Origin of the sequence: Arthrobacter sp. NPDC093125, from assembly GCF_044754225.1 — a bacterium.
Classification (GTDB): Bacteria; Actinomycetota; Actinomycetes; order Actinomycetales; family Micrococcaceae; genus Arthrobacter.
On the sequence record NZ_JBIVOQ010000004.1, the window covers coordinates 278,218 to 300,729 of the forward strand.

Annotated in this window: 17 protein-coding genes and 1 tRNA gene; 5 read left to right on the forward strand and 13 right to left on the reverse strand. The window is 66.6% G+C overall.

Going from position 1 to position 22,512, the window contains the following annotated elements; all coding sequences use genetic code 11:
• Positions 1-41: 41 nt before the first annotated feature.
• Positions 42-113 (reverse strand) — tRNA-Gln (locus ACIP9X_RS10915).
• Positions 114-244: 131 nt separating this feature from the next.
• On the opposite strand from ACIP9X_RS10915, the gene ACIP9X_RS10920 reads away from it, so the two are divergent.
• Entirely contained in the window at positions 245-889 is a 645-nt protein-coding gene (locus ACIP9X_RS10920; protein WP_400479751.1) for a TetR/AcrR family transcriptional regulator, read from the forward strand.
• A 211-nt stretch (positions 890-1,100) separates the two neighbouring features.
• Here the strand turns inward: ACIP9X_RS10920 and ACIP9X_RS10925 are convergent, their stop codons facing one another.
• The 5 genes from ACIP9X_RS10925 to ACIP9X_RS10945 form a co-directional block, all read right to left on the reverse strand.
• The gene (locus ACIP9X_RS10925) at positions 1,101-2,924 is read right to left on the reverse strand and encodes an ABC-F family ATP-binding cassette domain-containing protein (RefSeq protein ID WP_400479752.1); all 1,824 of its coding nucleotides are present in this window, start codon (positions 2,922-2,924) and stop codon (positions 1,101-1,103) included.
• A gap of 82 nt (positions 2,925-3,006) precedes the next feature.
• Positions 3,007-3,969 carry a 4-(cytidine 5'-diphospho)-2-C-methyl-D-erythritol kinase gene (locus ACIP9X_RS10930; protein ID WP_400479753.1) on the reverse strand — a complete coding sequence of 321 codons (963 nt, stop codon included), beginning with the start codon at positions 3,967-3,969 and terminating at the stop codon, positions 3,007-3,009.
• A 121-nt stretch (positions 3,970-4,090) separates the two neighbouring features.
• Positions 4,091-4,978, reverse strand: coding sequence for a 16S rRNA (adenine(1518)-N(6)/adenine(1519)-N(6))-dimethyltransferase RsmA (gene rsmA / locus ACIP9X_RS10935; RefSeq protein ID WP_400479754.1), 888 nt, complete (start codon positions 4,976-4,978; stop codon positions 4,091-4,093).
• Positions 4,979-5,163: 185 nt separating this feature from the next.
• Positions 5,164-6,336, reverse strand: a complete 1,173-nt coding sequence (locus ACIP9X_RS10940) for a transglycosylase family protein (RefSeq protein ID WP_400479755.1) — start codon at positions 6,334-6,336, stop codon at positions 5,164-5,166.
• Positions 6,337-6,625: 289 nt separating this feature from the next.
• Entirely contained in the window at positions 6,626-7,513 is an 888-nt protein-coding gene (locus ACIP9X_RS10945) for a TatD family hydrolase (protein ID WP_400479756.1), read from the reverse strand.
• A gap of 231 nt (positions 7,514-7,744) precedes the next feature.
• Between ACIP9X_RS10945 and ACIP9X_RS10950 the strand changes: the two genes are divergently transcribed.
• The 3 genes from ACIP9X_RS10950 to ACIP9X_RS10960 are packed head-to-tail and all read left to right on the forward strand — an operon-like array spanning position 7,745 to position 12,846.
• A complete protein-coding gene (locus ACIP9X_RS10950; RefSeq protein WP_400479757.1) occupies positions 7,745-8,833 on the forward strand; it encodes an AAA family ATPase in 1,089 nt (362 codons plus the stop codon).
• Between the two features lie 12 nt (positions 8,834-8,845).
• Entirely contained in the window at positions 8,846-10,270 is a 1,425-nt protein-coding gene (locus ACIP9X_RS10955) for a DUF58 domain-containing protein (RefSeq protein ID WP_400479758.1), read from the forward strand.
• Positions 10,267-12,846 (forward strand): transglutaminaseTgpA domain-containing protein, encoded by a 2,580-nt coding sequence (locus ACIP9X_RS10960; RefSeq protein WP_400479759.1) that lies wholly within the window; start codon positions 10,267-10,269, stop codon positions 12,844-12,846. Before ACIP9X_RS10955 ends, ACIP9X_RS10960 begins: the two co-directional genes overlap by 4 nt.
• On the opposite strand, the gene ACIP9X_RS10965 is transcribed toward ACIP9X_RS10960, so the two are convergent.
• Both ACIP9X_RS10965 and rsmI read right to left on the reverse strand, forming a co-directional pair.
• The gene (locus ACIP9X_RS10965) at positions 12,843-14,342 is read right to left on the reverse strand and encodes an NAD-dependent succinate-semialdehyde dehydrogenase (protein WP_400479760.1); all 1,500 of its coding nucleotides are present in this window, start codon (positions 14,340-14,342) and stop codon (positions 12,843-12,845) included. The two genes, ACIP9X_RS10960 and ACIP9X_RS10965, sit on opposite strands and share 4 nt — an antisense overlap.
• Before the next feature lie 211 nt (positions 14,343-14,553).
• A complete protein-coding gene (rsmI, locus tag ACIP9X_RS10970; protein WP_400479885.1) occupies positions 14,554-15,375 on the reverse strand; it encodes a 16S rRNA (cytidine(1402)-2'-O)-methyltransferase in 822 nt (273 codons plus the stop codon).
• A 212-nt stretch (positions 15,376-15,587) separates the two neighbouring features.
• Between rsmI and ACIP9X_RS10975 the strand changes: the two genes are divergently transcribed.
• A complete protein-coding gene (locus ACIP9X_RS10975; RefSeq protein WP_400479761.1) occupies positions 15,588-17,294 on the forward strand; it encodes a dolichyl-phosphate-mannose--protein mannosyltransferase in 1,707 nt (568 codons plus the stop codon).
• Between the two features lie 16 nt (positions 17,295-17,310).
• Here the strand turns inward: ACIP9X_RS10975 and ACIP9X_RS10980 are convergent, their stop codons facing one another.
• The 5 genes from ACIP9X_RS10980 to ACIP9X_RS11000 all read right to left on the reverse strand — a co-directional run bounded on the left by ACIP9X_RS10980 (position 17,311) and on the right by ACIP9X_RS11000 (position 22,415).
• Positions 17,311-18,618 carry a TIGR01906 family membrane protein gene (locus tag ACIP9X_RS10980; RefSeq protein ID WP_400479762.1) on the reverse strand — a complete coding sequence of 436 codons (1,308 nt, stop codon included), beginning with the start codon at positions 18,616-18,618 and terminating at the stop codon, positions 17,311-17,313.
• Positions 18,619-18,776: 158 nt separating this feature from the next.
• Positions 18,777-20,009 (reverse strand): Ig-like domain-containing protein, encoded by a 1,233-nt coding sequence (locus ACIP9X_RS10985; RefSeq protein ID WP_400479763.1) that lies wholly within the window; start codon positions 20,007-20,009, stop codon positions 18,777-18,779.
• A gap of 133 nt (positions 20,010-20,142) precedes the next feature.
• Entirely contained in the window at positions 20,143-21,630 is a 1,488-nt protein-coding gene (ahcY, locus tag ACIP9X_RS10990; protein WP_400479764.1) for an adenosylhomocysteinase, read from the reverse strand.
• A gap of 48 nt (positions 21,631-21,678) precedes the next feature.
• A complete protein-coding gene (locus tag ACIP9X_RS10995; protein WP_400479765.1) occupies positions 21,679-21,948 on the reverse strand; it encodes a Trm112 family protein in 270 nt (89 codons plus the stop codon).
• 77 nt (positions 21,949-22,025) lie between these two features.
• Positions 22,026-22,415, reverse strand: coding sequence for a DUF3499 domain-containing protein (locus ACIP9X_RS11000; RefSeq protein WP_400479766.1), 390 nt, complete (start codon positions 22,413-22,415; stop codon positions 22,026-22,028).
• Positions 22,416-22,512 lie beyond the last annotated feature (97 nt).

The window sequence follows — 22,512 nt, forward strand, 5'->3', positions numbered from 1 at the left end:
GGCAACAGGCTCCATCCTAATGGACACCGCTGATGCAGCAGTTCCGCCCATAGGATTCGAACCTATACTCCACGGCTCCAAAGGCCGGGGTGCTGCCGTTACACCAGAGCGGACCGTGCCACGCGCTAAGCCCGGGCACGAGAACCAATTCTGCCACGAACGGCGAGGCTCATGCGACCTCGTGGGCTAGGGCATGATTGGACGGTGAGCAACAGCACAGGGACACCGAAGGGAAGGAAGCCTGATGGTTAAGACGGAAGCGGCTGCCGTCCGCATTCCCCGGTCACGGATGACCGGACCCCAGCGCCGGTCCCAGCTGGTCGACGTCGGCCGGGGCCTGTTCGCCATGCGCGGCCTGGACGGCACCACCATCGAGGAGATCGCTGCCGCCGCCGGCGTCTCCAAGCCGGTGATCTATGAGCACTTCGGCTCCAAGGAGGGCCTCTACACCCAGGTTGTGGAGTTCGAATTCACGATCCTGCTCGCCGCCATCACCGACGCCCTCACCGAGGAAGCCAAGCCCCGCGTCCTCGTGGAACGGGCTGCCCTCGCACTCCTTACCTACATCGAGGACCGTACCGACGGCTTCCGCATCCTCCTGCGTGACGCTCCCCCGTCCCAGCCCGAAGGCGCCTTCTCCACCTTGCTCTCCCACGTCGCTTCCCAGGTGGAGCACATCCTGTCCGACGAGTTCGCCCGGCGCGGCTTCAGCGCAGCCGACGGCGCCATGTACGCTCAGATGCTGGTGGGCATGGTGGCCATGACCGGCCAATGGTGGCAGGACAGCCGCCAGCCCGACAAGCGAGCCGTCGCCGCCCACCTGGTCAACCTCGCCTGGAACGGCCTGACCGGCCTCAAGAAGGAACCCGAGCTGCGCACCGAGCCGTAGTCTCCCGCTCTTCTCCCCCACCTCCGCGGCGCGGTAGCCCTTCGCCGTCGACCGTGGTCAGGTCCGCGGCGCAGCGGCCCTTCGCCGTTCGCTCGCTGGCTACTCACCTCCGCGGCGCAGCGGCCCTTCGCCGTCGCTTAGACACGACGCGGAAGGGCCGGTTCCGGCACCCAAGGCGGGCACGGCCAGCCCCACGGTGAGAGTGCGAGGGTTATTCGCCGAGGACTTCGAGGGCCTCTAGCCATTCGAGCTCCAGGGCTTCGCGTTCCCCTGCGAGGCCTTTGAGCTTCTTGTTCTGCTCAGCGAGGGCGTCGAAGTCTGAATCCGCGGTGCTTTTCACCATCTGGTCGTGCAGCTTCTTCTCCTGCTGTTCGAGCTTGCCCAACTGACGCTCGATGCGGTTCTTAGCCTTGCGGGCGTCCCGCTTCTCCGCTTCGGAAGGACCAGCAACGACCGGCGCCGAACTGCCGCTGGCGCCGGTGACGGGGTTGCCGCCGCCGGTGACCGTGGATCCGGCCAGCGCGGACTCGCGCAGCTCAAGGTACTGGTCCACGCCGCCGGGCAGTCCGCGGATCTTACCGTCACCCAGCAGGGCCATCTGGTGGTCGGTGGCGCGTTCCAGGAGGTAGCGGTCGTGGCTGACAACCACGAGGGTGCCGGGCCAACCGTCGAGGACGTCTTCGACGGCGGCGAGGGTGTCGGTGTCGAGGTCGTTGGTGGGCTCGTCCAGCATCAGCACGTTGGGCTCGCCCACGAGCAGGCGCAGAAGCTGCAGCCGGCGCCGCTCCCCGCCGGAGAGGTCGCGGACCGGGGTCCACTGCTTCTGGTTGGTGAAGCCGAGCTGCTCCACGAGCTGGCCGGCCGTGAATTCCTTGCCGCCCACGTTGAAGGACCGCTTTTCGCGCTCGATCACCTCGATGACCCGGAGGTCGGCGACGTCGTCGAGTTCCTTCACTTCCTGGGTGAGGACGGCCGTGACCACCGTCTTGCCCCGCTTGACCTTGCCCGAGGTCGGCTGGATCTCACCGTTGAGGAGCTTCAGCAGGGTCGTTTTGCCGGCGCCGTTGACCCCGACGAGCCCGAGGCGCTCCCCTGGCGCGAGGCGGAGGGTGATGTTGCTGAAAAGCTGCTGCCCGTCGCCGCCCAGGAGATCCAGCGACACATTTTCCAGGTCCAGCACGTCCTTGCCCTGCCGGGCCGTGGCCATCTTGCTCAAGGCCATGGAGTCGCGGGGCTCCGGGACGTCGGCAATCAGGGCGTTCGCGGCTTCGATCCGAAACTTGGGCTTGGCGGTTCGCGCCGGAGCGCCGCGGCGCAGCCAGGCGAGCTCCTTCTTCACGAGCTGCTGGCGTTTGCCTTCGACGACGGACGCCATGCGGTCGCGCTCGGCGCGGGCCAACACGTAGGCGGCATAACCGCCGTCGAACGGGTCCACGATCCCGTCATGGACCTCCCACGTCTTGGTGCACACTTCGTCCAGGAACCACCGGTCGTGGGTGACCACGAGGAACGCGCCCTGGTTCGGACGCCAGCGGGTTTTCAGGTGCCGGGACAGCCAGGCAACGCCCTCGACGTCGAGGTGGTTGGTGGGCTCGTCGAGCATGATGACGTCGTGGTCCTCGATGAGGAGCTTTGCCAGCGCCACGCGGCGCTTCTGGCCGCCGGAGAGGGCATGCACGTTGGCATGCCAGTCCACGTCGGACACCAGACCGCCCATGATCTCGCGGATCTGCGCGTTCGCGGCCCACTCATGGTCCGCCTTGTCGCCGACGATGGCGGCACCGACAGTAAGGTCGGCGTCCAGGACGTCGCTCTGGTCCAGATAGCCGATATTGACGTCGCCGCGCTTCGTGACGCGGCCGGAGTCCGGGGTCGACCGCAGGGCAAGCAGGCGCATCAGCGTGGACTTGCCGTCGCCGTTCCGGCCGACCATGCCGATCCGGTCGCCTTCCTCGAGTCCGAGGGTAACGCCGTCGAGGACTGTGCGGGTCGCGTACGAGACCGTGAGGTTCTCACCGCCGAGCAGGTGTGCCACTGGGAACTGCTTTCTTCTGCAAATTTCTTCCGCAAAGTATCTCTGCGGCCTGGGTGCCAGGATCCGGAGAGCGGAAAGGGTATTAAAGGAGAGTATCGGAGATGATGCGGGCGCCGGGAACCGGACCGTGGACGGCGAGCGCCGTGAGCCCCTTGTGCTGCAGCTCCTCAGCGAGCCCTTCGGCAGCCTCGGGATTGTGCGTCAGCAGGGCAATCGTAGGTCCGGAGCCCGAGACGATCCCCGCGATGGAGCCGCTTGATTCGCCGAGCCCCAGCGTGTCCCGGAGCGTGGGCGCCAGTTCGATGGCAGCCCGCTGCAGGTCATTGACGAGCAGCCGGCTCAGCGCGTCGGCGTCGCCGCTGCGCAGGGCCTGCAGAATCTTGGGGTCCACCGCCGTGGGTTCCTCCACGTCGAGCCCCTCAGCTTCGCGCAGCCGGTCCAGTGTCTTGAAGACGTCCGGGGTCGCAAGTCCGAAATCCGCTGTCACCAGGACCCAGTCCATCTGGGCTTTGGCGAGGGCCGGCGAAAGATCGTCTCCGACGCCGAGCCCCACTGCCGTGCCGCCGAGCAGCGCGAACGGCACATCGGCCCCCAGCTCCGCGGCCAGCTGGGCGAGTTCGTCCCGGGACAGCCCGCTGTTCCACAGCGCGTCGCAGGCCAGGAGCGTGGCTGCCGCGTCGGCGGAACCACCGCCCATTCCCCCGGCCACCGGCACTCGTTTGGTGATCTCCAGGTGCACCCCCGTGGAATGCTCGGAGACGTCGGCCATCATGGCGGCAGCCTTGTAGGCAAGGTTGCGTTCATCGAGCGGGATATCGACGCCGTCGAGGTCCAGGGTGCTGTCCGGGCTGATGCTGACTGTGATGCCGTCCCCGGGGGTGCTCGTGGCGGCGACTTCCTCGTACAGGGAGACGGCCAGGTACACGCTGGCCACGGAATGGTAGCCGTCGGGGCGCAAGGGGCCCACATCCAGGGAGACGTTCACTTTGCCCGGAGCCTTGACCCGGACGGTCCTCGCCGCAAAGCGCCCTCTCACTGCGTTCATGAGTCCAAGCTATGGCATCGCGGGACCGGGCTCCAACAAGGGCTCGCCGCCCAGCACGGGGTGGCGGTTTCCGCCGTCGGGCCCGGACCGCTCACGTGGCTGTAACTCACGTGCCTGAAACTCAAGTGCCTGGAACCTGGCGGGCTTCGGCGATCCGGGCGAAAGCCGCGACGTCGATAACCTCACCGCGTGCGGTGGGCTCCACCCCGGCCGCCAGCAGGCAGCGTTCGGCCTCGGCCGCACTGCCGGCCCAGCCGGCCAGGGCAGCGCGCAGCGTTTTCCGGCGCTGGGCGAAAGCGGCGTCAATGACGGCGAATACCTGCTCCCTGCTGGCCGTGGTGGCGGGAGGCTCCCGGCGGGTGAAGGCCACCAGGCCTGAGTGGATCTTCGGGGCCGGCCAGAAGACGTTCATGCCGATCACTCCGGCCTTGCGCATCTGGCTGTACCAGGCGGCCTTGACGGAGGGCACTCCGTAAATCTTGGAACCTGGAGCGGCAGCAAGGCGGTCGGCGACCTCGTCCTGTACCATCACCAGGCCGTGCTGGATCGACGGAAAATGCTGCAGGAGGTGCAGGACCACCGGGACGGCTACGTTGTACGGCAGGTTCGCGACCAGCGCCGACGGCTCCACCGGAAGTCCGGTGACCTTCATGGCATCGGCCAGCACCAGGTGGAAGGCGCCGGCGGCATCCGGCCGCCATTCCCTTACAGTTTGCGGCAGCCTGGCCGCGAGCACGGGATCGATCTCCACAGCCACAACAGCCTTCGCCGCGTCCAGCAGCCCCAGCGTCAGGGAGCCAAGGCCCGGCCCCACCTCAAGGACAGTCTCCTCCGGCCCGATGCCGGCAGCGGTGACAATCCTGCGGATGGTGTTGCCGTCGATCACAAAGTTCTGGCCCAGCGTCTTGGTAGGCCGGACACCGAGATCCTCGGCCAGCCTGCGGATATCGGAGGCGCCCAGTAGAGGAGCAGGGGCGGTACCGGAGGCGGAAGGAGTCGGGTCAGTCACCTAGGTATCCTATCCCGCAGGCCGCGCATGTCCCTTGCTCCGCCGCCGTGCCTGCAGCCGGAGTGCGAGCCCGCGCGCCTGCCACCGGTTGCGCCCTATGTCTGCCTGAACGGCAAAGGCCGGGCCCGGAAATTCCGGACCCGGCCCTCGCGGACGCTTCCCTCGGGGGCTTCCCTCGGGGACGCTTAGCTGCTGGCAGCCCAGCCGCAGCCCCACGGCTGAAGCCCGCGCTCGGCGTACACACGGTTGGCAATGTCGATCTGCTGCGCCTTCGAGGCCTGGCTGGCATTGGGCGCATACTGACCGCCGCCCGAGCCAATCCAAGTCTGGATATCGAACTGCAGTCCGCCGTAGTACCCGTTGCCGCTGTTGATCGACCAGTTGCCGCCCGATTCACACTGGGCGATCTTGTCCCACATGCCCTCGTTCATCATGGCCGGAGCTGCGGCGCCGGTGTTTCCGCTTTCAGCCTCGGCAGCAGGCTTGGGCTTGGGCTTGGGCTTTTCCTTGGTGCCCACGGTGACCTTCTCCGTGACCGGCTCACGGGTCACGGTCCGGGAGACGAGGGTACGCGATGCTTCGCGGCCGTCGACCAGGACGAGCTTGTACTTGTGGGTGACGATTCCGGGGGCCCCGGCCTGGGTGACCTTTTCCTCGCCCTTGAGGATGGCCGCGCTGTTGGTGGACAGCGTCTCAAAGGGAATCTCTTCGGCGACGGTGGCTGTCTTGCTGGTGTCGACGCGGGAGACCTTGACCACCATGTTGCTGACGACCTTCGCGTTGGCCGGCTGCGAGGTGCGGTCAGCCGCGGCCAGCTTCACCCGGGCGTCCTTGAGCACTTCGCCGACGGTTGCGGCGGTGGTGGTTGTCTTGGCGGCTTTTCCGTCGGCCAGAATAGTCACGGTCTTCGGCGTCGAGATGGCAACGAAGGAGCCGTCGACTGACAGCTGGGCGGTCTTCGGGACCGAGAGTTCGGAGGAGCTGGCAACACCGAGCTGGGTGACGAGGCCGGCCACGTCCCGGGCCGTGGTGCTGACGGTCTTTTCAGCACCGTCCAGGTTCACTTTGACAGCCTTGGCAAGGTTGACGTTGATCACCGAGCCGTTCTCAACGGTGGCATCCAGCGACGGGGACACGCGGTCGGAGGCCTTCAGGTCCACCTTGGCTGCCTTAACGACCTGCTCCACGGTGCCGCCGAAGGTCTGGACGGAGCTCACTTTGCCGTCAACGTTCAGGGTCACAGTCTTGTTGTTGCCCACGAAGGCAACCAGCCCCAGTACGAGAGCCGAGAGCACCACCAGCTGCGTGGCTACCTTAGCGACGCTGAACTTGCCGTCCGACGTAAAGAACTTGTCCACGATTGCCCACATCTTTTGAGCCATCCGGGCACGGGGAAAAACGCACAGAGGCAGCCACGGCAGGACACCCGGGGGGTGGCTCCGGGCAGGCCGGAGTTCTGCAGCGGGCTTGTGCGCCGCCACACTCAAGGCATGACACCGCGAGGCGCCCTGCCTAAAAATTGAGTGACATCATCCGGAGGCCTTCCCCGACCCCGGCTAATAATTGTTCACTGTAACCGATCCGTTATAAAGCGGCCAAAAAATGTTACATACCGGGTATGCACGCCGTTTTCGTCCGGGCGCAGCATTACTCCCAAGAGCCGTAAGCACGGAGCGTGTTTTCACTGATCCGGCTGCAGAACTCGCCCAGGTCCGAACCTGTCAATTCGGCCATGGCCCGGACCGTGTAAGGCACCATGTAGCTGGCATTGGGCCTGCCCCGGTGGGGATGCGGCGTGAGGAAGGGTGAATCGGTCTCCACCAGAATGAGCTCCGGGTCGGCAACTGCCAGTGATGCCCTGAGGTTGTCCGCATTTTTGAAGGTGAGCGTTCCTGCGAAGGACATGAACCACCCTTCGCGGTTGCAGATCCTGGCCAGGTGCTCGTCCCCGGAATAGCAGTGGAAAACCACCCGGTCCGGAGTGCCTTCCTCCCGCAGGACCTGCACCACGTCATCGTGGGCGTCCCTGTCGTGGATCTGCAGTGTCAGATCCAGCCGCTTGGCGATGTCGATGTGCCGGCGGAACGAGTAACGCTGATGAACCAGCCCCTCCCCTTCGGTGCGGAAGAAATCCAGACCTGTTTCTCCAATGGCGCGGACCCGGGGATGCGCCGCAAGCTCCTCGATTTCACGCAGTGCCTCCTCCAGTTCCCCCCGGCCCGCATAGTCTGGAGCATCGTTCGGGTGAATTGCCACCGCACCCAGCAGCCGGCGGTCCGTGTCGACCGCCTGGACCGTGAACCGGGATGATTCAAGGTCGGTGCCGACCTGCACAGCACCGCTGACTCCCACCGCTTCGGCAGCATCCAGCGCGGCGCTGATCTCCACCTTAATGTCCGTGAAGGGGTAATCCAGGTGGGTGTGGTTGTCCATGACAGGCACCGGCAGCGGCTCCGGAGCCGGCGGATAGCCCTGTTTGCCGGACCCGTCGGTTCCGGGCGCTCGGTACGGCTGGGGAGTCAGGGAATTGCACATTCCTCCAGCCTAGCGGCGGGTAGCGGACCCATTCGGCCCCGGGATATGACCCAGGGCTCAGAAGCAGGCCAGAATTACCCGGAACTCTCTGTCAGGCACAGCAGTTGTGTTAGTACGCTGGTATGGAGAGATGTGTCCGCCCTGACGGTCAACGGCAGCGCGCCTGCCATACCGTTTCGCGTGACACTCAGGCCTGAAAGGTTGCCGATGGAACCGCACCGACATACCAGCATGGATGACATAGTTCCGGGCGGGCACGGCTTTGTTGGAAGCGGCGGGCTCGGCACCCAACTCAACGGCCACAAGTCCGCAGCCATGGGCCCCCAGGCCTTCCGTGGCGCGAGCGAGCGCATCCTCACCGCCATCAATACGGTCATCGACGGCAAGGCCGAGGCGGCGAAGCTGGCCTTGACGGTCCTGCTTGCCCAGGGCCACCTGCTTGTTGAAGACGTTCCAGGGGTGGGCAAAACCCTCCTCGCCAAGACGCTGGCTCGCACCATCGACTGCTCTGTCAGCCGGATCCAGTTCACTCCGGACCTGTTGCCGTCCGACGTGACCGGCGTGTCCATCTACAACCAGTCGTCGCGGCAGTTCGAATTCCGTCCGGGAGCCGTCTTCGCGAACATCGTCATCGGCGACGAAATCAACCGCGCCTCGGCGAAGACGCAGTCCGCCCTCCTCGAATGTATGGAGGAGCACCAAGTCACGGTTGACGGCCACTCCTACGGGCTTGCCGAACCGTTCATGGTGGTGGCGACGCAGAACCCGATTGAGATGGAAGGGACGTATCCGCTGCCGGAGGCCCAGCGGGACCGCTTCATGGCCCGGATCTCCATGGGGTATCCGGACAAGGATTCCGAGATTGAAATGCTGGAGACCCACCAGGCGACGTCGCCGCTGGCGCACGTGACATCCGTGGTGACATCTGCTGACGTCGCCGCCATGATTGCCACGGTCCAGCAGGTTTACGTGTCCCAGTCTGTGAAGGAATATACGGTTGCCGTGGGACGTGCCACCCGTGACAGTGCCATGCTGCGCCTGGGAGCCAGTCCGCGGTCGATGCTCCAGCTGCTTCGCGCAGCCAAGGCCACGGCGGCTTTGGACGGCCGGGATTTCGTGCTGCCGGATGACGTCGTTGCCGTCGCGGAATCGGTGCTGGCGCACCGGATCATTCTGGACCGGAAAGCCGCCGGCACCGGCGAGACGCCGCAGAGCGTGATCCGCAGCGTCCTTGCCAAGCTTCCGGTCAGCCAGGAAATGGCTGACTCGGCCCGGGCCCCCCGGCATGCGGAGGCCGCCGAACTCCGCCCGAGCCGCTAGCAGGGCAGCGCCGTGGCACTGCGTGACCGCCTCCCCCGACACCTCTTCACCACACGCGGCTGGGGACTCATAGCCGCGGGCATCGTTTCCCTGCTCTGCGCCCAGGTGATGGGCCGCCGGGACCTGCTCGCCCTGGGCGTCTTCCTGGTGGTTGTGCCGCTGATTTCGCTCGCCGGGATCCGGCTGGTCAAGCCCAGGTTCCGTGTCTACCGGGAGTTCAGCCCCTCCACGGTGGAGACCGATTCTGTCACCACCGTACGGCTGGCCGTCGCCAGGACGGGCCCGGGCACCGGAAGGGTCATCATGGAGGAGCGGCTCCCGTCGAGGTTCGGCGAATCCCCGGCGTTCCATTTTCCTGCCAGGTCGGCCAGCGGCGGAACCAGCCGCTACGAGTACCGTCTGCGCTCCGGGCGGCGCGGACAGTTCACGATCGGACCGGTGACGGCGGAATTCACGGATCCGTTCGGGCTTTCGCTGCACAGGCACACGATTGACGACGGCGACACGCTCACCGTGACGCCGGCCGCCGTCGAACTTCCCGCGACAGGGCTCGCCGGCGCAAGGGGAAATGACGGGATCACTGCGACGCGGATCCGGGCCAACCCCAGTGACGATGACGTCATGACCAGGGAATACCGCCACGGCGATCCAATGCGGCGCGTGCACTGGCCCGCGACTGCCCGTCACGGCGCCCTCATGGTGCGGCAGGAGGAGTCCGTGACCACCCCCGAGGCGACCGTTATCCTCGACCAGCGGTTCGCCGCCCACTCCTCCGGCTTCGGTCCGGTTTTCAGCGGCGCCGGCGACGATGGCGGCCACCTCGTCGGAAGCGACACCTTCGAGTGGGCCGTAACGGCCGCCATGTCCGTCAGCGCCCACCTTTCGGAACGGAACTATGCACTCCGGTTCCTGGACGCCGCGGGTGAGCCCGGGTTCCGCCGCTCCCCCTCAGCACCGGAACCCGACAGTGAGGAATATAGAGGCGCAGCAGGACTTCAATCCATTGCAGAAAGCCTTGCAGCCATCCAGCTGACCGGACAGCACCACCTGCGGCGCGAGCATGACACGGTCCGCCGGGAGCACCCGGCGGCCGGCGAGTCCGGGCAGGCAGTGTTCGACGACCTGCTCATGGACAAGCTCGCGGCACACCGGATGCGCGGACCGGTCCTGGCACTCCTTGGCAAAATATCCCTGGCCGAGGCACGCGCGCTGGCGCCGGCGGCCGGCTACGCGGCAAACGCTTTTGCCATGGTCATGACCGACAGGACCTCCGAGTCTGCCGAACTTCTTGAGGCCCTGCGCCAGGGCGGGTGGCGCGCCGTAGCTGTGGATGCGGCCACCTCCCTGCCTGCCGCGTGGACATATTTCGATGAGGGCGACGCCACTGTGGCAGCTGCGGCTGCCGATGTGCGCCGCGGTGCGGAGGTGGCACGGTGACACTGGCTCCCCAACGTCAGCACGGCTCTGCTGAACAACCGCCCCCCGCAACACCCCGCCGTACCCGGCGCCCGGGCCCGGGGGCATACCCCTGGGCGATGTCGGGAGCGGTGGCCGTCGGGGTGGCCGGCGCCGCGCTCTCCCTCAACGGGGTGCTGAGGGGCTGGGCCTGGTACCTGCCGGTGCTAACGACCATCCTTGTGGTGTCCCTGACGATGGCCGGACTGCGCGCCCTGCGGGCCCAGCCGTTGCTGGTGACGCTGGGCGGCTTCGTGGCGCTGTTGTTCATCCTGGGCTTCACATTTTTCCGCCGCGACAATCTCGCAGGCTTCATTCCCACGGACGCAACCATGACGGCGCTGGGCAGGCACCTGCGGCGGGCCAGCGAGACCGTGCTGTCAGAAAGCTCGCCGGTGGCCCCAAATGCCGGCATTGTGCTGGTGACATGCGCCGCCTTGGGGCTGGTTGTGATCCTGGTGGACGCCCTTGCCCTTCCTCTCGGCATGCCGGCGACCAGCGGCCTGGGTCTGCTGGCGGTGCTAGTGGTGCCGGCCATGATCAAGCCGCAAAGCATCGGGGTCGCAGGATTCCTCGGGACAGCCATCGGATTCCTGCTCATTCTCGCGTGCAGCCAATGGTTCTCCCCGGATGCCCGCATCCAGGCGGACACCTCGCGAAACCCCGGGCAGGCCAAGCGGGCGGCCCTGTCCGGTGCCGTGGCCCTCGTGACTACGCTGGTTCTGCAGCTCGTGATCCCGGGCTTTGACCAGGGCACGTTCCCGCAGGGTTCACGGCTGAATCCGTGGGCGTCCTCGAGCGGCCTGAATCCGATGATCAGCCTGGGCAACAGCCTCCGCCGCCCCACGGGTGACGGCCGGATCACGTACGCCACGAACGCCGCCACTCCGCTGTACCTGCGCTCCGTGACCGTGGACAGGTTCGACGGCGAGGCCTGGTCACCAGATGACCGCGATGCCGCCCGCAGGGCCGGCCCCGGGCGGATGGAGACAGGCCACGAGATCCTCGCCCCGGAGCAGGTCCGCACGGTCACGGCCGTCAACACGGGTGATTTCACCAGCCCGTACCTCCCGGCTCCCTACGCACCCGAAGCTGTCAACGGCCTGAGCGGCCGGTGGAGCTGGGATCCGGCGACCCTGAGCATCAAGGGCACCGACACCAACTCCCGCAACCAGCAGTATCTGGTCCGGTCGACGGCCCCGAAACTGACAACGGAACTGCTGGACCAGTCATCGGCGGCAGTGAGCGGGATTCCCGAGGAATTCGTCCGGCCGCCCGCCAACGTCCCCGAAATCGTCCGTACCACCGCCGATTCCGTGACCTCGAACAGCAGGACTGCCTTTGAGAAGGCGATGGCACTCCAGAGGTTCCTGCGCTCCGCGGACTTCACCTACTCCCTCGAATCACCGATTCAGGGCGGGTATGACGGCAACGGGCTGTCCGTGTTGGCGGACTTCCTCACCCAGAAGAGCGGATACTGCATCCACTTCGCGTCCGCCATGGCCGTCATGGCCAGGGTTGAAGGAATCCCGAGCAGGATCGCCGTGGGCTACGCGCCCGGCCGGCTTACGGGTGCCACAGTGTTTGTGCCCGGCCAGGGAGCACTTCCGGAGTTCGAGGTGGACGCCAGGGACGCCCATGCCTGGCCCGAACTGTACTTCCAGGGCCTCGGGTGGGTGCCTTTCGAGCCCACTCCCTCACGCGGCGTCGTGCCGGCCTATGCCCAGGACCCCTCTTCGGGCGGCGCCGGCACCAGTGACGGCAACGACGGACTGCTGCCCACAAGCGGACCGGTTCCGCCACCCGTGACGCCACCAGCTCCGCTTCCCCTTCCCGAGGGCGGGGAGCCCCAGGCAGGCAACCAGTCCCTCGTGGTGATTTACGGCGCCGCCGGGGTGCTCGTACTGCTCCTGATCGCCGCTTCTCCCCGGCTGGTCCGCACCAGCGTGCGGTCCCGCCGCCTGCGGGCTCCGGACCCGGGACAGGGATTTGATCCGGCACCGCTCGCCTGGTCAGAGCTGCGGGACCTGGCGACGGATTATGGCGTTCCCCCAAATTCCAGTGAGACACCCCGGGCGTTTTCTGCGCGGCTCCGGAGCTTCCTTGCGCTCCCGCGGACCGCAAAGACCCGGGTGGCGGAGGCGTCTGCCCGGGCAGTCCCCGGACAGCCTGCAGCAGAGGGCCAGTCTGCAGCAGAGCGCGCCGCTGAGGCCGCGGTGCAAGACCTGACGGCAGCCTATGAGCGCCACGAGTACGGGCGGCCGGGTGCCGTGCCGGCCGCCGGCTCTGGCGGGTGGGGTGCCGGCGCAGAAAACGCCGGTGGAGAAAACGCCTGGGCGGAAAACATAGCTGCCGTGCGGAAGGTGCTGCGCCGCAATGCCGGAGTATTGGGACGGCTGCGCGCGGAGTGGTTGCCGCCGTCGGTCATGGCCCGCTGGGGCCACACCGCCGGATCGCCCTTCCGGGCCCTGGGCCGGGCAGCAGCCCGCGCCGGACGGGCCGTCGCGGGCTCCTGGGCAGGTGCACGCGACGGCCTGAGGCGGCTGCGGGACGGCTAGCCGGCGTACGGGTCGGCGATGCCGATGTACTGCGTGTAGAGGTATTCCTCGATGCCTTCCAGGCCGCCTTCGCGTCCCAGGCCCGACTGCTTGACCCCGCCGAACGGCGCGGCGGCGTTGGAGATGACGCCGGCGTTCAGGCCAAGCATGCCGGTTTCGAGCCGCTCGCCCATCCGGATGCCGCGGTTCAGGTCCTTCGTGAACACGTAGGCCACCAGGCCGTATTCGGTGTTGTTGGCCAGACGGACAGCCTCGTCCTCGCTGCTGAAGGTGATGATCGGCGCGACCGGGCCGAAGATTTCCTCGGACAGGATCCGGGTCCCTTCAGTGACGCCCTTGAGGATGGTGGGCTGGTAGAAGTAGCCCGGCCCGTCCACTGGCGCCCCGCCGAGGACTGCGCTGGCACCGGAGGAAACGGCGTCGCTGACCAGCTCGTGGACCTTGTCCCGGCTCTTCGCATCGATCAGCGGCCCCACCTTCGACTCAGGGTCGGTGCCGCGGGCGGTGGTCATATCCTTCATCTTGGCCGCGAACTTCTCGGCGAATTCGTCGGCGACCGATTCGTGCACGATGAACCGGTTCGCGGCCGTGCAGGCCTCGCCCATGTTCCGCAGCTTGGCGAGCATGGCTCCGGCGACGGCGGCGTCGACGTCGGCGTCCTCGAACACCAGGAACGGTGCGTTGCCGCCCAATTCCATGGACGTGCGCAGCACAGTCTCGGAGGCATCCGCAAGCAGCCGGCGGCCCACCTCGGTGGAACCAGTGAAGGAGAGCTTGCGCAGCCGGGAATCCTTGATCAGCGGCCCCGTGGTGGCCCCGGCGGTGGAGGTCGGAATGACGTTCAGCACTCCGGCGGGCAGGCCGGCCTCCTGCATGACCGAGGCAAACAGCTGGGAGGTCAGCGGCGTCAGGTTAGCGGACTTGAGCACCATGGTGCAGCCGGCAGCGACCGCGGGGGCGACCTTGCGGGTGGCCATGGCGAGCGGGAAGTTCCACGGTGTGATCAGCAGGCACGGGCCCACCGGCTTCTTGGTAACGAGCAGGCGGGACTTGCCGTCCGGGGAGGTGGAGTACCGGCCGAAGGCACGGACGGCTTCCTCGGAGAACCAGCGCAGGAACTCCGCACCGTAGGTGACCTCGCCGCGGGCCTCGGCGAGGGGCTTGCCCATCTCCAGAGTCATCAGCAGCGCGAAGTCCTCGGCCCGCTCGGTGACCAGGTCAAAGGCCCGGCGCAGGATTTCGCCCCGTTCCCGCGGCGGAACCTTCGCCCAGGACTCCTGGGCCGCTGCCGCCGCGTCCAGGGCCGCCTTGCCGTCCTCCGCCCCGGCGTCGGCGATGCTCACCAGGACCTTGCCGGTGGAAGGGTCCTCGACGTCGAACGTCTTGCCGGACGCGGCCGGACGCCACTCACCGTTGATCAGCAGGCCAGTGGGAACAGCAGCAAGCAGTTGGCTTTCGCGCTCTGCGGTAACAGTGGATTGTGTGGTTACGGACACGGTGACTCCCTCGTCGGCAATCGGATTGCGAATTGGTGCAGCCACCGCAGCGGGCCCCTGTGGACTGCTGCACATGCGGCTGGTTTAAGGCCACGCTACTGCCCGGCTCCAACCAGTGTCTACGCATGCGCGCACTACGCATTCCCTTTCCTGCTGTGCAGCTGCACAGCAGGAAAGTCCGTCGTTTCTGGAGTTTCGCGCCTGCGCTTGGTTACCGGGCAGCCAGCACAGCAGCGTACAGTTCACGCTTGCTGACCCGCGCCTCTTCAGCAACGGCGGCAACGGCGTCCTTGAGGCGGAGCCCACCCGAAACCAGCGCATTGACGGCGGCCACGTTGTCCTCCGGGGCTCCCGGCGGCCGCTCCGGTGCGCCGCCCACCACCACCGCTATTTCCCCGCGGATCTCATTCGACTCGGCCCACTGCAGCAGTTCGCGGAGTGTTCCGCGCAGGACTTCCTCGTACGTCTTCGTCAGTTCCCGGCACACTGCAGCCTTGCGGTCCGGCCCGAACCGCTCATGCAGGGCACGGAGCATGGCCTCCAGGCGGTGCGGCGCCTCGAAGAAGACCATGGTGCGCCGCTCGGCGTCGAGATCGGCCAGATGGGAGGCCCGTTCGCCGGCTTTCCGCGGCAGGAATCCCTCGAAGCAGAAGCGGTCGGTGGGGAGCCCCGAGAGAGCCAGGGCGGTGAGGACGGCTGACGGGCCAGGAACGGCCGTGACCGTAAGTCCCGCGGCAACGGCTCCCTCAACGAGCCGGAAACCCGGATCAGAAACCGCAGGCATGCCGGCATCCGTCACCATGACGATGGTCTTGCCCGCGCGGACCTGGTCCAGCAGCTCGGCTGTCTTGGTGGCCTCATTGTGCTCGTGATAGCTGATGATCCTGCCAGCTACGGTGACTTCCAGGCTCTGCACGAGCCTGTGCAGCCTGCGTGTATCCTCCGCGGCCACGATGTCGGCGGTGGCCAGCAGCTCAACCAGCCGGGAGGAAGCGTCACCGACATTGCCGATGGGTGTGGCGGCCAGCACGATCCGGCCCGGGCTTCCGGGAAGGCCGCGGCCGGTGTCCTGTTCGTCGGTGCCGGTCTGCGCGCTGCTGGGTTCTTGATCCACCCACCCAGCCTACTGCCGGCCGCGGTCCGGCGCAGACCCCGCAGCCCACAGGGTGCGGCCAAACAGGACAGGGCATGGAATGCCCAGGGCAAGCCGCAGGAACCTACAGCGGCAAACGGTAGCATGGGCACGTGACGCAGACCTCCGTGCGGCCTGACACGGCCGGTTCCGCCCGTACACAGGCTTCGGCCGCCGAAACCAGTGCCAGCGCCGGCGAGAGGCACAACTGGATTACCCGCCCGCGGGAAGCGTTCACCTACGAGGCACTGACCGGCCGCCTCATCGGGAACATCCGCAGCTGGCGGGACTACCCGCCGTCGCTGAGGCTGTGGTTCTGGCTGGTACCGGCGCTGACCGCCGCGGTGGGCGGCGTCCTGCGGTTCGCCCGCCTGGAGGTGCCGGGCAGCCTGGTCTTCGACGAAACGTACTACGTCAAGGACGCCTACTCGTACCTCATCAGCGGGTACGAGCGGAGCTGGCCGGAGAAGGCCAACGACGCGTTCAACGCCGGGAACCCCAACGTGCTCCTGGACTCCCCCGAATACGTAGTGCACCCGCCCGTGGGCAAGTGGATGATCGCCGCCGGCATGTGGCTTGTCGGTCCGGACAACCCGCTGGGCTGGCGCTTTTCGGCGGCGCTTACGGGTGCGCTGTCCATAGCCCTGGTGGCCCTCATCGCCCAGAAACTCTTCCGCTCCCTTCTCCTGGGCGCTTCGGCGGGACTGCTCCTCGCCATCGACGGCCACCATCTGGTCTTGTCGCGGACGTCGCTGCTGGATATTTTCCTCATGTTCTGGGTTCTGGCCGCGTTCGGTGCGCTGCTGCTGGACCGCGACGACGGCCGGCGCCGGCTGGCGGTCCGGCTCGCCAGGCAGGCGGCCGGGTCCCCCACAGGCATGCCGTCCCAGCTCCAGCTGCTGTCCGGCCCCTGGCTTGGAATCCGCTGGTGGCGGATCCTCGCCGGAGTTTGCCTCGGCCTGGCATGCGGCACCAAGTGGTCGGCACTCTTTTTCCTGGCGGGCTTCGGGCTGCTGACGGTGTTCTGGGATCTGAGCGCGCGCCGCGCCGCGGGAATCAGGGGTTGGATCAGCGCCGGCGTCATCAAGGACGGCCTGCTCGCGTTTGCAAGCATCGTCCCCGTGGCGGCCGTGACGTACATTGCCACCTGGACAGGATGGTTCCGCTCGACGGATGCCTACTACCGGCAGTGGGCCACAACCAACCCGAACCTGGAATGGGGCTGGCTCCCGGACAGCGTCCGCTCGCTGGCGCACTACCACCTTGAGGCGTACAAGTTCCATCAGGGCCTCAGTTCGGAGCACCCCTACGAGGCCAGCGCCTGGAGCTGGCTGGTGATGGGCAGGCCCACATCCTTCTACTACGAGTCCCCGCCGCGGGGCACTGCGGGCTGCGACGTATCCAACTGCACGTCGGCGATCCTGTCGGTCGGCAACCCCCTGATCTGGTGGGCTGCCGCTATCTCGCTCGTCGTGCTGCTGTTCTGGTGGGCCGGCCGCCGCGACTGGCGGGCAGGCGCCGTGCTGGCGGCTGTGGGTTCCGGCTACCTGCCGTGGTTCCTGTACCCGGAACGGACGATGTTTTTCTTCTACGCCGTGTCCTTCGAGCCCTTCCTGATCCTGGCACTGGTGTACTGCCTGGGCCTGGTTCTGGGACGCAGCACGGATCCCCTGTGGCGCAGGCGATCCGGGCTGTATGGACTGGTGCTCTTCCTGGTGGGGGCGGTTCTGCTCTCGGCGTTCTTCTATCCCGTATGGACCGCGGAGGTCATCCCCTACCAGGACTGGCGGGTCAGGATGTGGATGCCCTCCTGGATCTGAGGGTGAACCTACTGCTTTACAGCGCGACCGGCCGGTCCTCGGCGTCGGATTCGGCGTCGTCCTGGCGTTCCTTCCGCCCCTTTTTCACAGCTTTCGGCAGGCCCCGCCGGCGGCGGGTGGGCCAAGTCAGGATCAGGGTGACGACGGCGGTCAGCAGCACCAGCGCGGCGATGACAATGCCGGCATCGATCCAGAACTGTCCGGGGAACAGCCGGATCAGCGTGTCCTGCAGGGCGAAGGTCCACGTGCCGCTGGCGAAGAAGATCCGGTGGAACTCGGTGAAGAACTGCTCCCAGCCGAGGAAGGCCAGCACACCGAGGCCGATGATCAGCACGAGCGTGATGATGGAGCCGGCAAACAGGCCGCGCCGGACCCCGCCGTTGCTGCGGCGGCGGAGGTAGATGATGGCCACGATGCAGAGGACTGCCAGGAGCGCGCCTGCGCCGAAGGCTGAGAGGATCACGAGCTTCACGTCCGCCATGTGGCTGACTTCGCCGTCCTGGAAGAGCTTCTCTCCGCTGCGGTTCACCAGCTCGCCCAGGTAGCGCGGACCGGACCAGTTGCTGAGGTAGTCCACGGCGTAGGAGCCGTACGTCATGCGGTCATCGGCATTGAACCCGTAGCCGTCGCCCGGGAAACCCGGGCGGTGGTACTCCACCCAGAGGAAGAGCGGACTGGTGACGGCGCGCACGGCCAACACCAGGAGAACCACAGGGAAGAAGACGGCCAGCAGGACCTGCATGACACGGGGCAACACGGGCTTTGCCCTGGCCGCCTGCTCGCGTTCGGCGTTCCGGCGTTCCACGTCTTCCTGCGGAGGGCGGATCTGGAGGGCCGAGGTCGGCAGCGGTTCGCTGAAGTGGCCGCCGGAAGACTGGTCGGAGGATGAGGTTGGGCCGTCCAGCGCTGTACTGCCCGGAGCGGGAGTGTATGCCGCGGTTTTGCTGTCCGACCCATCCCGGACCGGCCCATTCCGGTCCGATGCCTTGCTCGCCGGCGTTGGAATGTAGGACGCGTCCGTGCCGGACGTCTCCCCTGCGGCGGCAGCCTCTGCCGCCTTACGGTCGGCCCGGCTGCCGGGCTGAACGGCACCGGCCGGACCTGCCGCCGTCGAGCCTGTACCTGACAGACCGCCGGGTGCCGAAGCGCCGGATGCCTCGCCGTGGCCAGCCGCGTCGCCTTCTTGGGAAGAGCCGGCGGGAGTTGCGGCCTTCATCCATTCGAAGGCAGGCTCGTCCGGATCCTGGGCAGTATCAAACGCCGGACCTTCAGATTCCGGCTGCGGATCGAGCCGTCTGGACGGGATCGAAGTATTGTCGTTCACTGCAGCTTCACTTCCGTAGGCGTCCGCGCTCCAGGCCGTGACCGGGCAACGCTGTGTATCTCCTGAAGAGCCTACCGCCCGCTCATCCGGCACGGCGAGGTGAAACTCCGGCCGCCGGAATCATGCCGCTATTTCGTTATAACCCGCTGAACTAATGGCTAGCGCTTGGCGTACTGCGCCCACGGAATGTTCCAGTCTCCGTAGCCTTCGAGCGGTTCGACGGCGGGCGCACCGGTGTTGAGGGTCTGGACGACATCCCCGGTCTTCATGTTGCTGAAGAACCACGCGGCGTCGGCGGGAAGCAGGCCCACGCAGCCGTGCGACACGTTGTACTTGCCGACGGCGCCCCAGGCAGACTCGAGTGCCTGATGGACGTAAACGCCGGAGGAGGTGAGCCTGTTGGCGTATTCGACGGTGAGCGGCGGGTAGTAGCCCTTGTCGCCGGGCTTGAGCCCGATGCTTCCGGCGTTGAACTTGGAGCGGCGTTCCTGCTCCATGATGACTGCGTAGCCGGTGGGTGAGAGCCAGTCGGGATCGCCAAGGGTCACAGGCGCCGTCTTGACGAGCTTCCCGTCGAAGTAGACCTTCATGGTCTTGGTGGTGTCGTCCACGACGGCGAGCCGCTGGGGGCCGACCTTGAACTGCACCTTGGCGTCGAAGTTGCCGATCATGCCGTTGCCGAAATCGACACCGAACAGCTTCATGTCAACGGTGACCTGGCTGTTGGAGGCCCAGAACTTTTCCGGGCGGATGCGTACGCGCTGGTCCGAATACCAGTGCCAGGCAACGGGCTGTTTGGAGGAGACGGTGATTTTCACGGCTTTCTCCACCGCCGCCTTATTGACGACGGGCTCGCTGAACACGATTTCGATGGGCTGCCCTGCACCCACCGTAGAGCCGTTCTCCGGGTACACGGCGGCGTCGGCTTCGTTGGCGGTTTCGACCGTGGTGAACGTCTGGGTTTTCTTGGTCTCGCGGCCCGCTTCATCAACAATCGTGAAGCTGTAGGTGTAGGCGGAATTGAACTGGAGCGGGTCCAGCGCGGTCCAGGTGCTGCCGTCGGCGCTCATGCTGCCCTTGACCGGCTCGCCTCCTGCCGCCGGGACCAGGAGAACGTCTTTGAGCTTGCCGTTTACGGCCTTGACGGAGGGTGCCACGGCAGGGTTGACGGCCTTCGCGCCGTCGGTGGGTGTGACGCCCAACTCCACGGCCTTCACCACCGGGGCAGCCAGGCCGGGCTCGTTGCGGACAGGGGTGGAGGCTTCCGACTCCGGTGCAGGCTTGGCCCAGCCCGGTGCTGTGGCAACGCCAATTCCACCGGCAGCGACGGCAGCGCAGAGCGCTGCCACTGCCAAAATCTTGCCGATCTTCCGGTTGTCCTTGTTGGTCAAGACTGGTTCTCCATGTCCCCCGCCGGGCCGTCCGCCCACGTCCGTCCTAGTGCCCAGCAGAAGCGCTGTCCACTCAATTTTATCGCACGGGCGGGACCGGCCTGTCCGGAGGGCGGCGCCGGGCAGTCCCCTGCTAGTACCGGTAGTGCTCCGGCTTGTAGGGTCCTGCTGCGTCCACGTCAAGGTAGTCGGCCTGGTCCTTGGACAGCTCCGTCAGTTCCACACCGAGGGCATCCAGGTGCAGCCGTGCCACCTTCTCGTCCAGGATCTTGGGCAGGACGTAAACCTGGTTGTGGTACTCCCGTTCGGCTTCCGGCTGGTCCTTCTTGGTGAACAGCTCGATCTGCGCAATCGTCTGGTTGGCGAAGGAGTTACTCATGACGAACGACGGGTGGCCCGTCGCGTTGCCGAGGTTCAGCAGGCGGCCCTCGGAAAGCACGATGATCGACCGCGCGTCGGAGCCCTCCGCGGCGTCACCCTCGAAGACCCACTCGTGCACCTGGGGCTTGATTTCGATCTTGCGGATGCCCGGGACGCGGGCAAGGCCTGCCATGTCGATCTCGTTGTCGAAGTGGCCGATGTTGCCTACGATGGCCTTGTTCTTCATGCCCACCATGTGCTCGGCCATGATGACGTCCTTGTTGCCCGTGGTGGTGATGAAGATGTCGCCCTGGGCCAGCACGGACTCAAGCTTTGCCACCTGGTAGCCGTCCATGGCTGCCTGCAGTGCGCAGATGGGATCGATCTCGGTGACAATGACGCGGGCGCCCTGGCCGCGGAGGGCCTCCGCGGCGCCCTTACCGACGTCGCCGTAACCGCAGACGACGGCGACCTTGCCGCCGATCAGCACGTCGGTGGCCCGGTTCAGGCCATCCGGCAAGGAATGACGGATGCCGTACTTGTTGTCGAACTTGCTCTTGGTCACGGAGTCATTGACATTGATGGCCGGGAACAGCAGCTTTCCCTGTTCCGCGAGCAGGTAGAGGCGGTGGACGCCGGTGGTGGTCTCTTCGCTGACGCCGTGGATTCCGGCGGCTAGCCGCGTCCACTTCTTCGGGTCCTCGGCGAGGGTCCGGCGCAGGAGGTCCAGCACGATGCCGTATTCCTCCGGGTCGTTCTCGGCGGCGACCGGTACGGCGCCGGCTGCCTCGAACTCAACACCGCGGTGCACGAGGAGGGTGGCGTCGCCGCCGTCGTCGAGAATCATGTTCGGACCAAGCTCGGGGTTTGTGTCGGCACCCGGCCAGGTGAGGATCTGTTCGGCCGTCCACCAGTATTCCTCCAGGGTCTCGCCCTTCCAGGCAAAGACGGGAACGCCCTGGGGGTCGTCGACAGTGCCTGTGCCGACCACAACGGCGGCAGCGGCTTCGTCCTGCGTGGAGAAGATGTTGCAGGACGCCCAGCGGACCTCGGCGCCCAGGGCGGTGAGGGTTTCGATGAGGACAGCGGTCTGCACGGTCATGTGCAGGGAACCGGCGATGCGCGCGCCCTTCAACGGCTGGCTCGGGCCGAATTCCTTGCGGAGCGACATGAGGCCCGGCATCTCGTGCTCGGCCAGGCGGATCTGGTGGCGCCCGGCCTCCGCGAGGGAAATGTCGGCGACCTTGTAATCGAGAGTCATGGGAGTCCTTTGCTGTATCCGGCGTCTTCTGCGGTGCGGGCTGGAGGTTTAGGCTGTGGGCACTTCGGGCGCTGCCGGCGTTTCCGGTGCTGCGGGGTTCTGGCCGGGGCCGTCATGCTGGTCTGAACGGGCGGCGTTCGCCGCGGCCAGCAGTTCCGGAGGAAGGAGCAGAGGAATACCGTCCTCGATCGCGTAGCGCAGCTTGTCGCCGTTGCCGTCCGTGGCTGTGGAAACCAGTTCTTCGCCTTCCTGGATCAGGGCCGAGCCGGTGACTGGACACCGCAGGACGGACAACAGGTCAGGACTGATCTTTGGCATGATGGATGCTCCCTGGTGGGCGAAAAGGCGCGCTGTGGCTGAAGGATTTGCAGATCCCAGCCTACCGCCAGATGGGATCAGGACGGCTCGCGCAGGATGCGCAGGTGTCCGCGCCGGGTTCCTTCGGATCCCGCGGGCGCTTCGAGCGTGGAATGGGCGTTGCGCTGACCCTGCTGCGGTCCGGTCGCTGCGGGCCTCGCCGCCGCCTCCCGGACAGCGTCTGCCAGGGCCAGGAGATCGTCAGGGCCAGGCTGTGGCGGCTGGGACGGCATGGCGAGCCGCAGGACTTCCCAGCCCCGGGGAACGGTGAGCGAGTCGGCGTGCTGTCCGCAGAGGTCGTAGCAGTGCGGTTCGGCGTAGGTGGCGAGCGGCCCCAGCACCGCTGTTGAGTCCGCATAAACGTACGTCAAAGTGGCCACCGCGGACTGGCGGCAGGCTGACCTGGAACATTGACGGATAGCACCCACAACATCACAGAATACTCCGACCGCCCTGCGATCAGGACATCGGCGCACCGGGCAACGTGGTGCTGACGCGGTGCCGCTGCCTCCGGCGATTATGTCG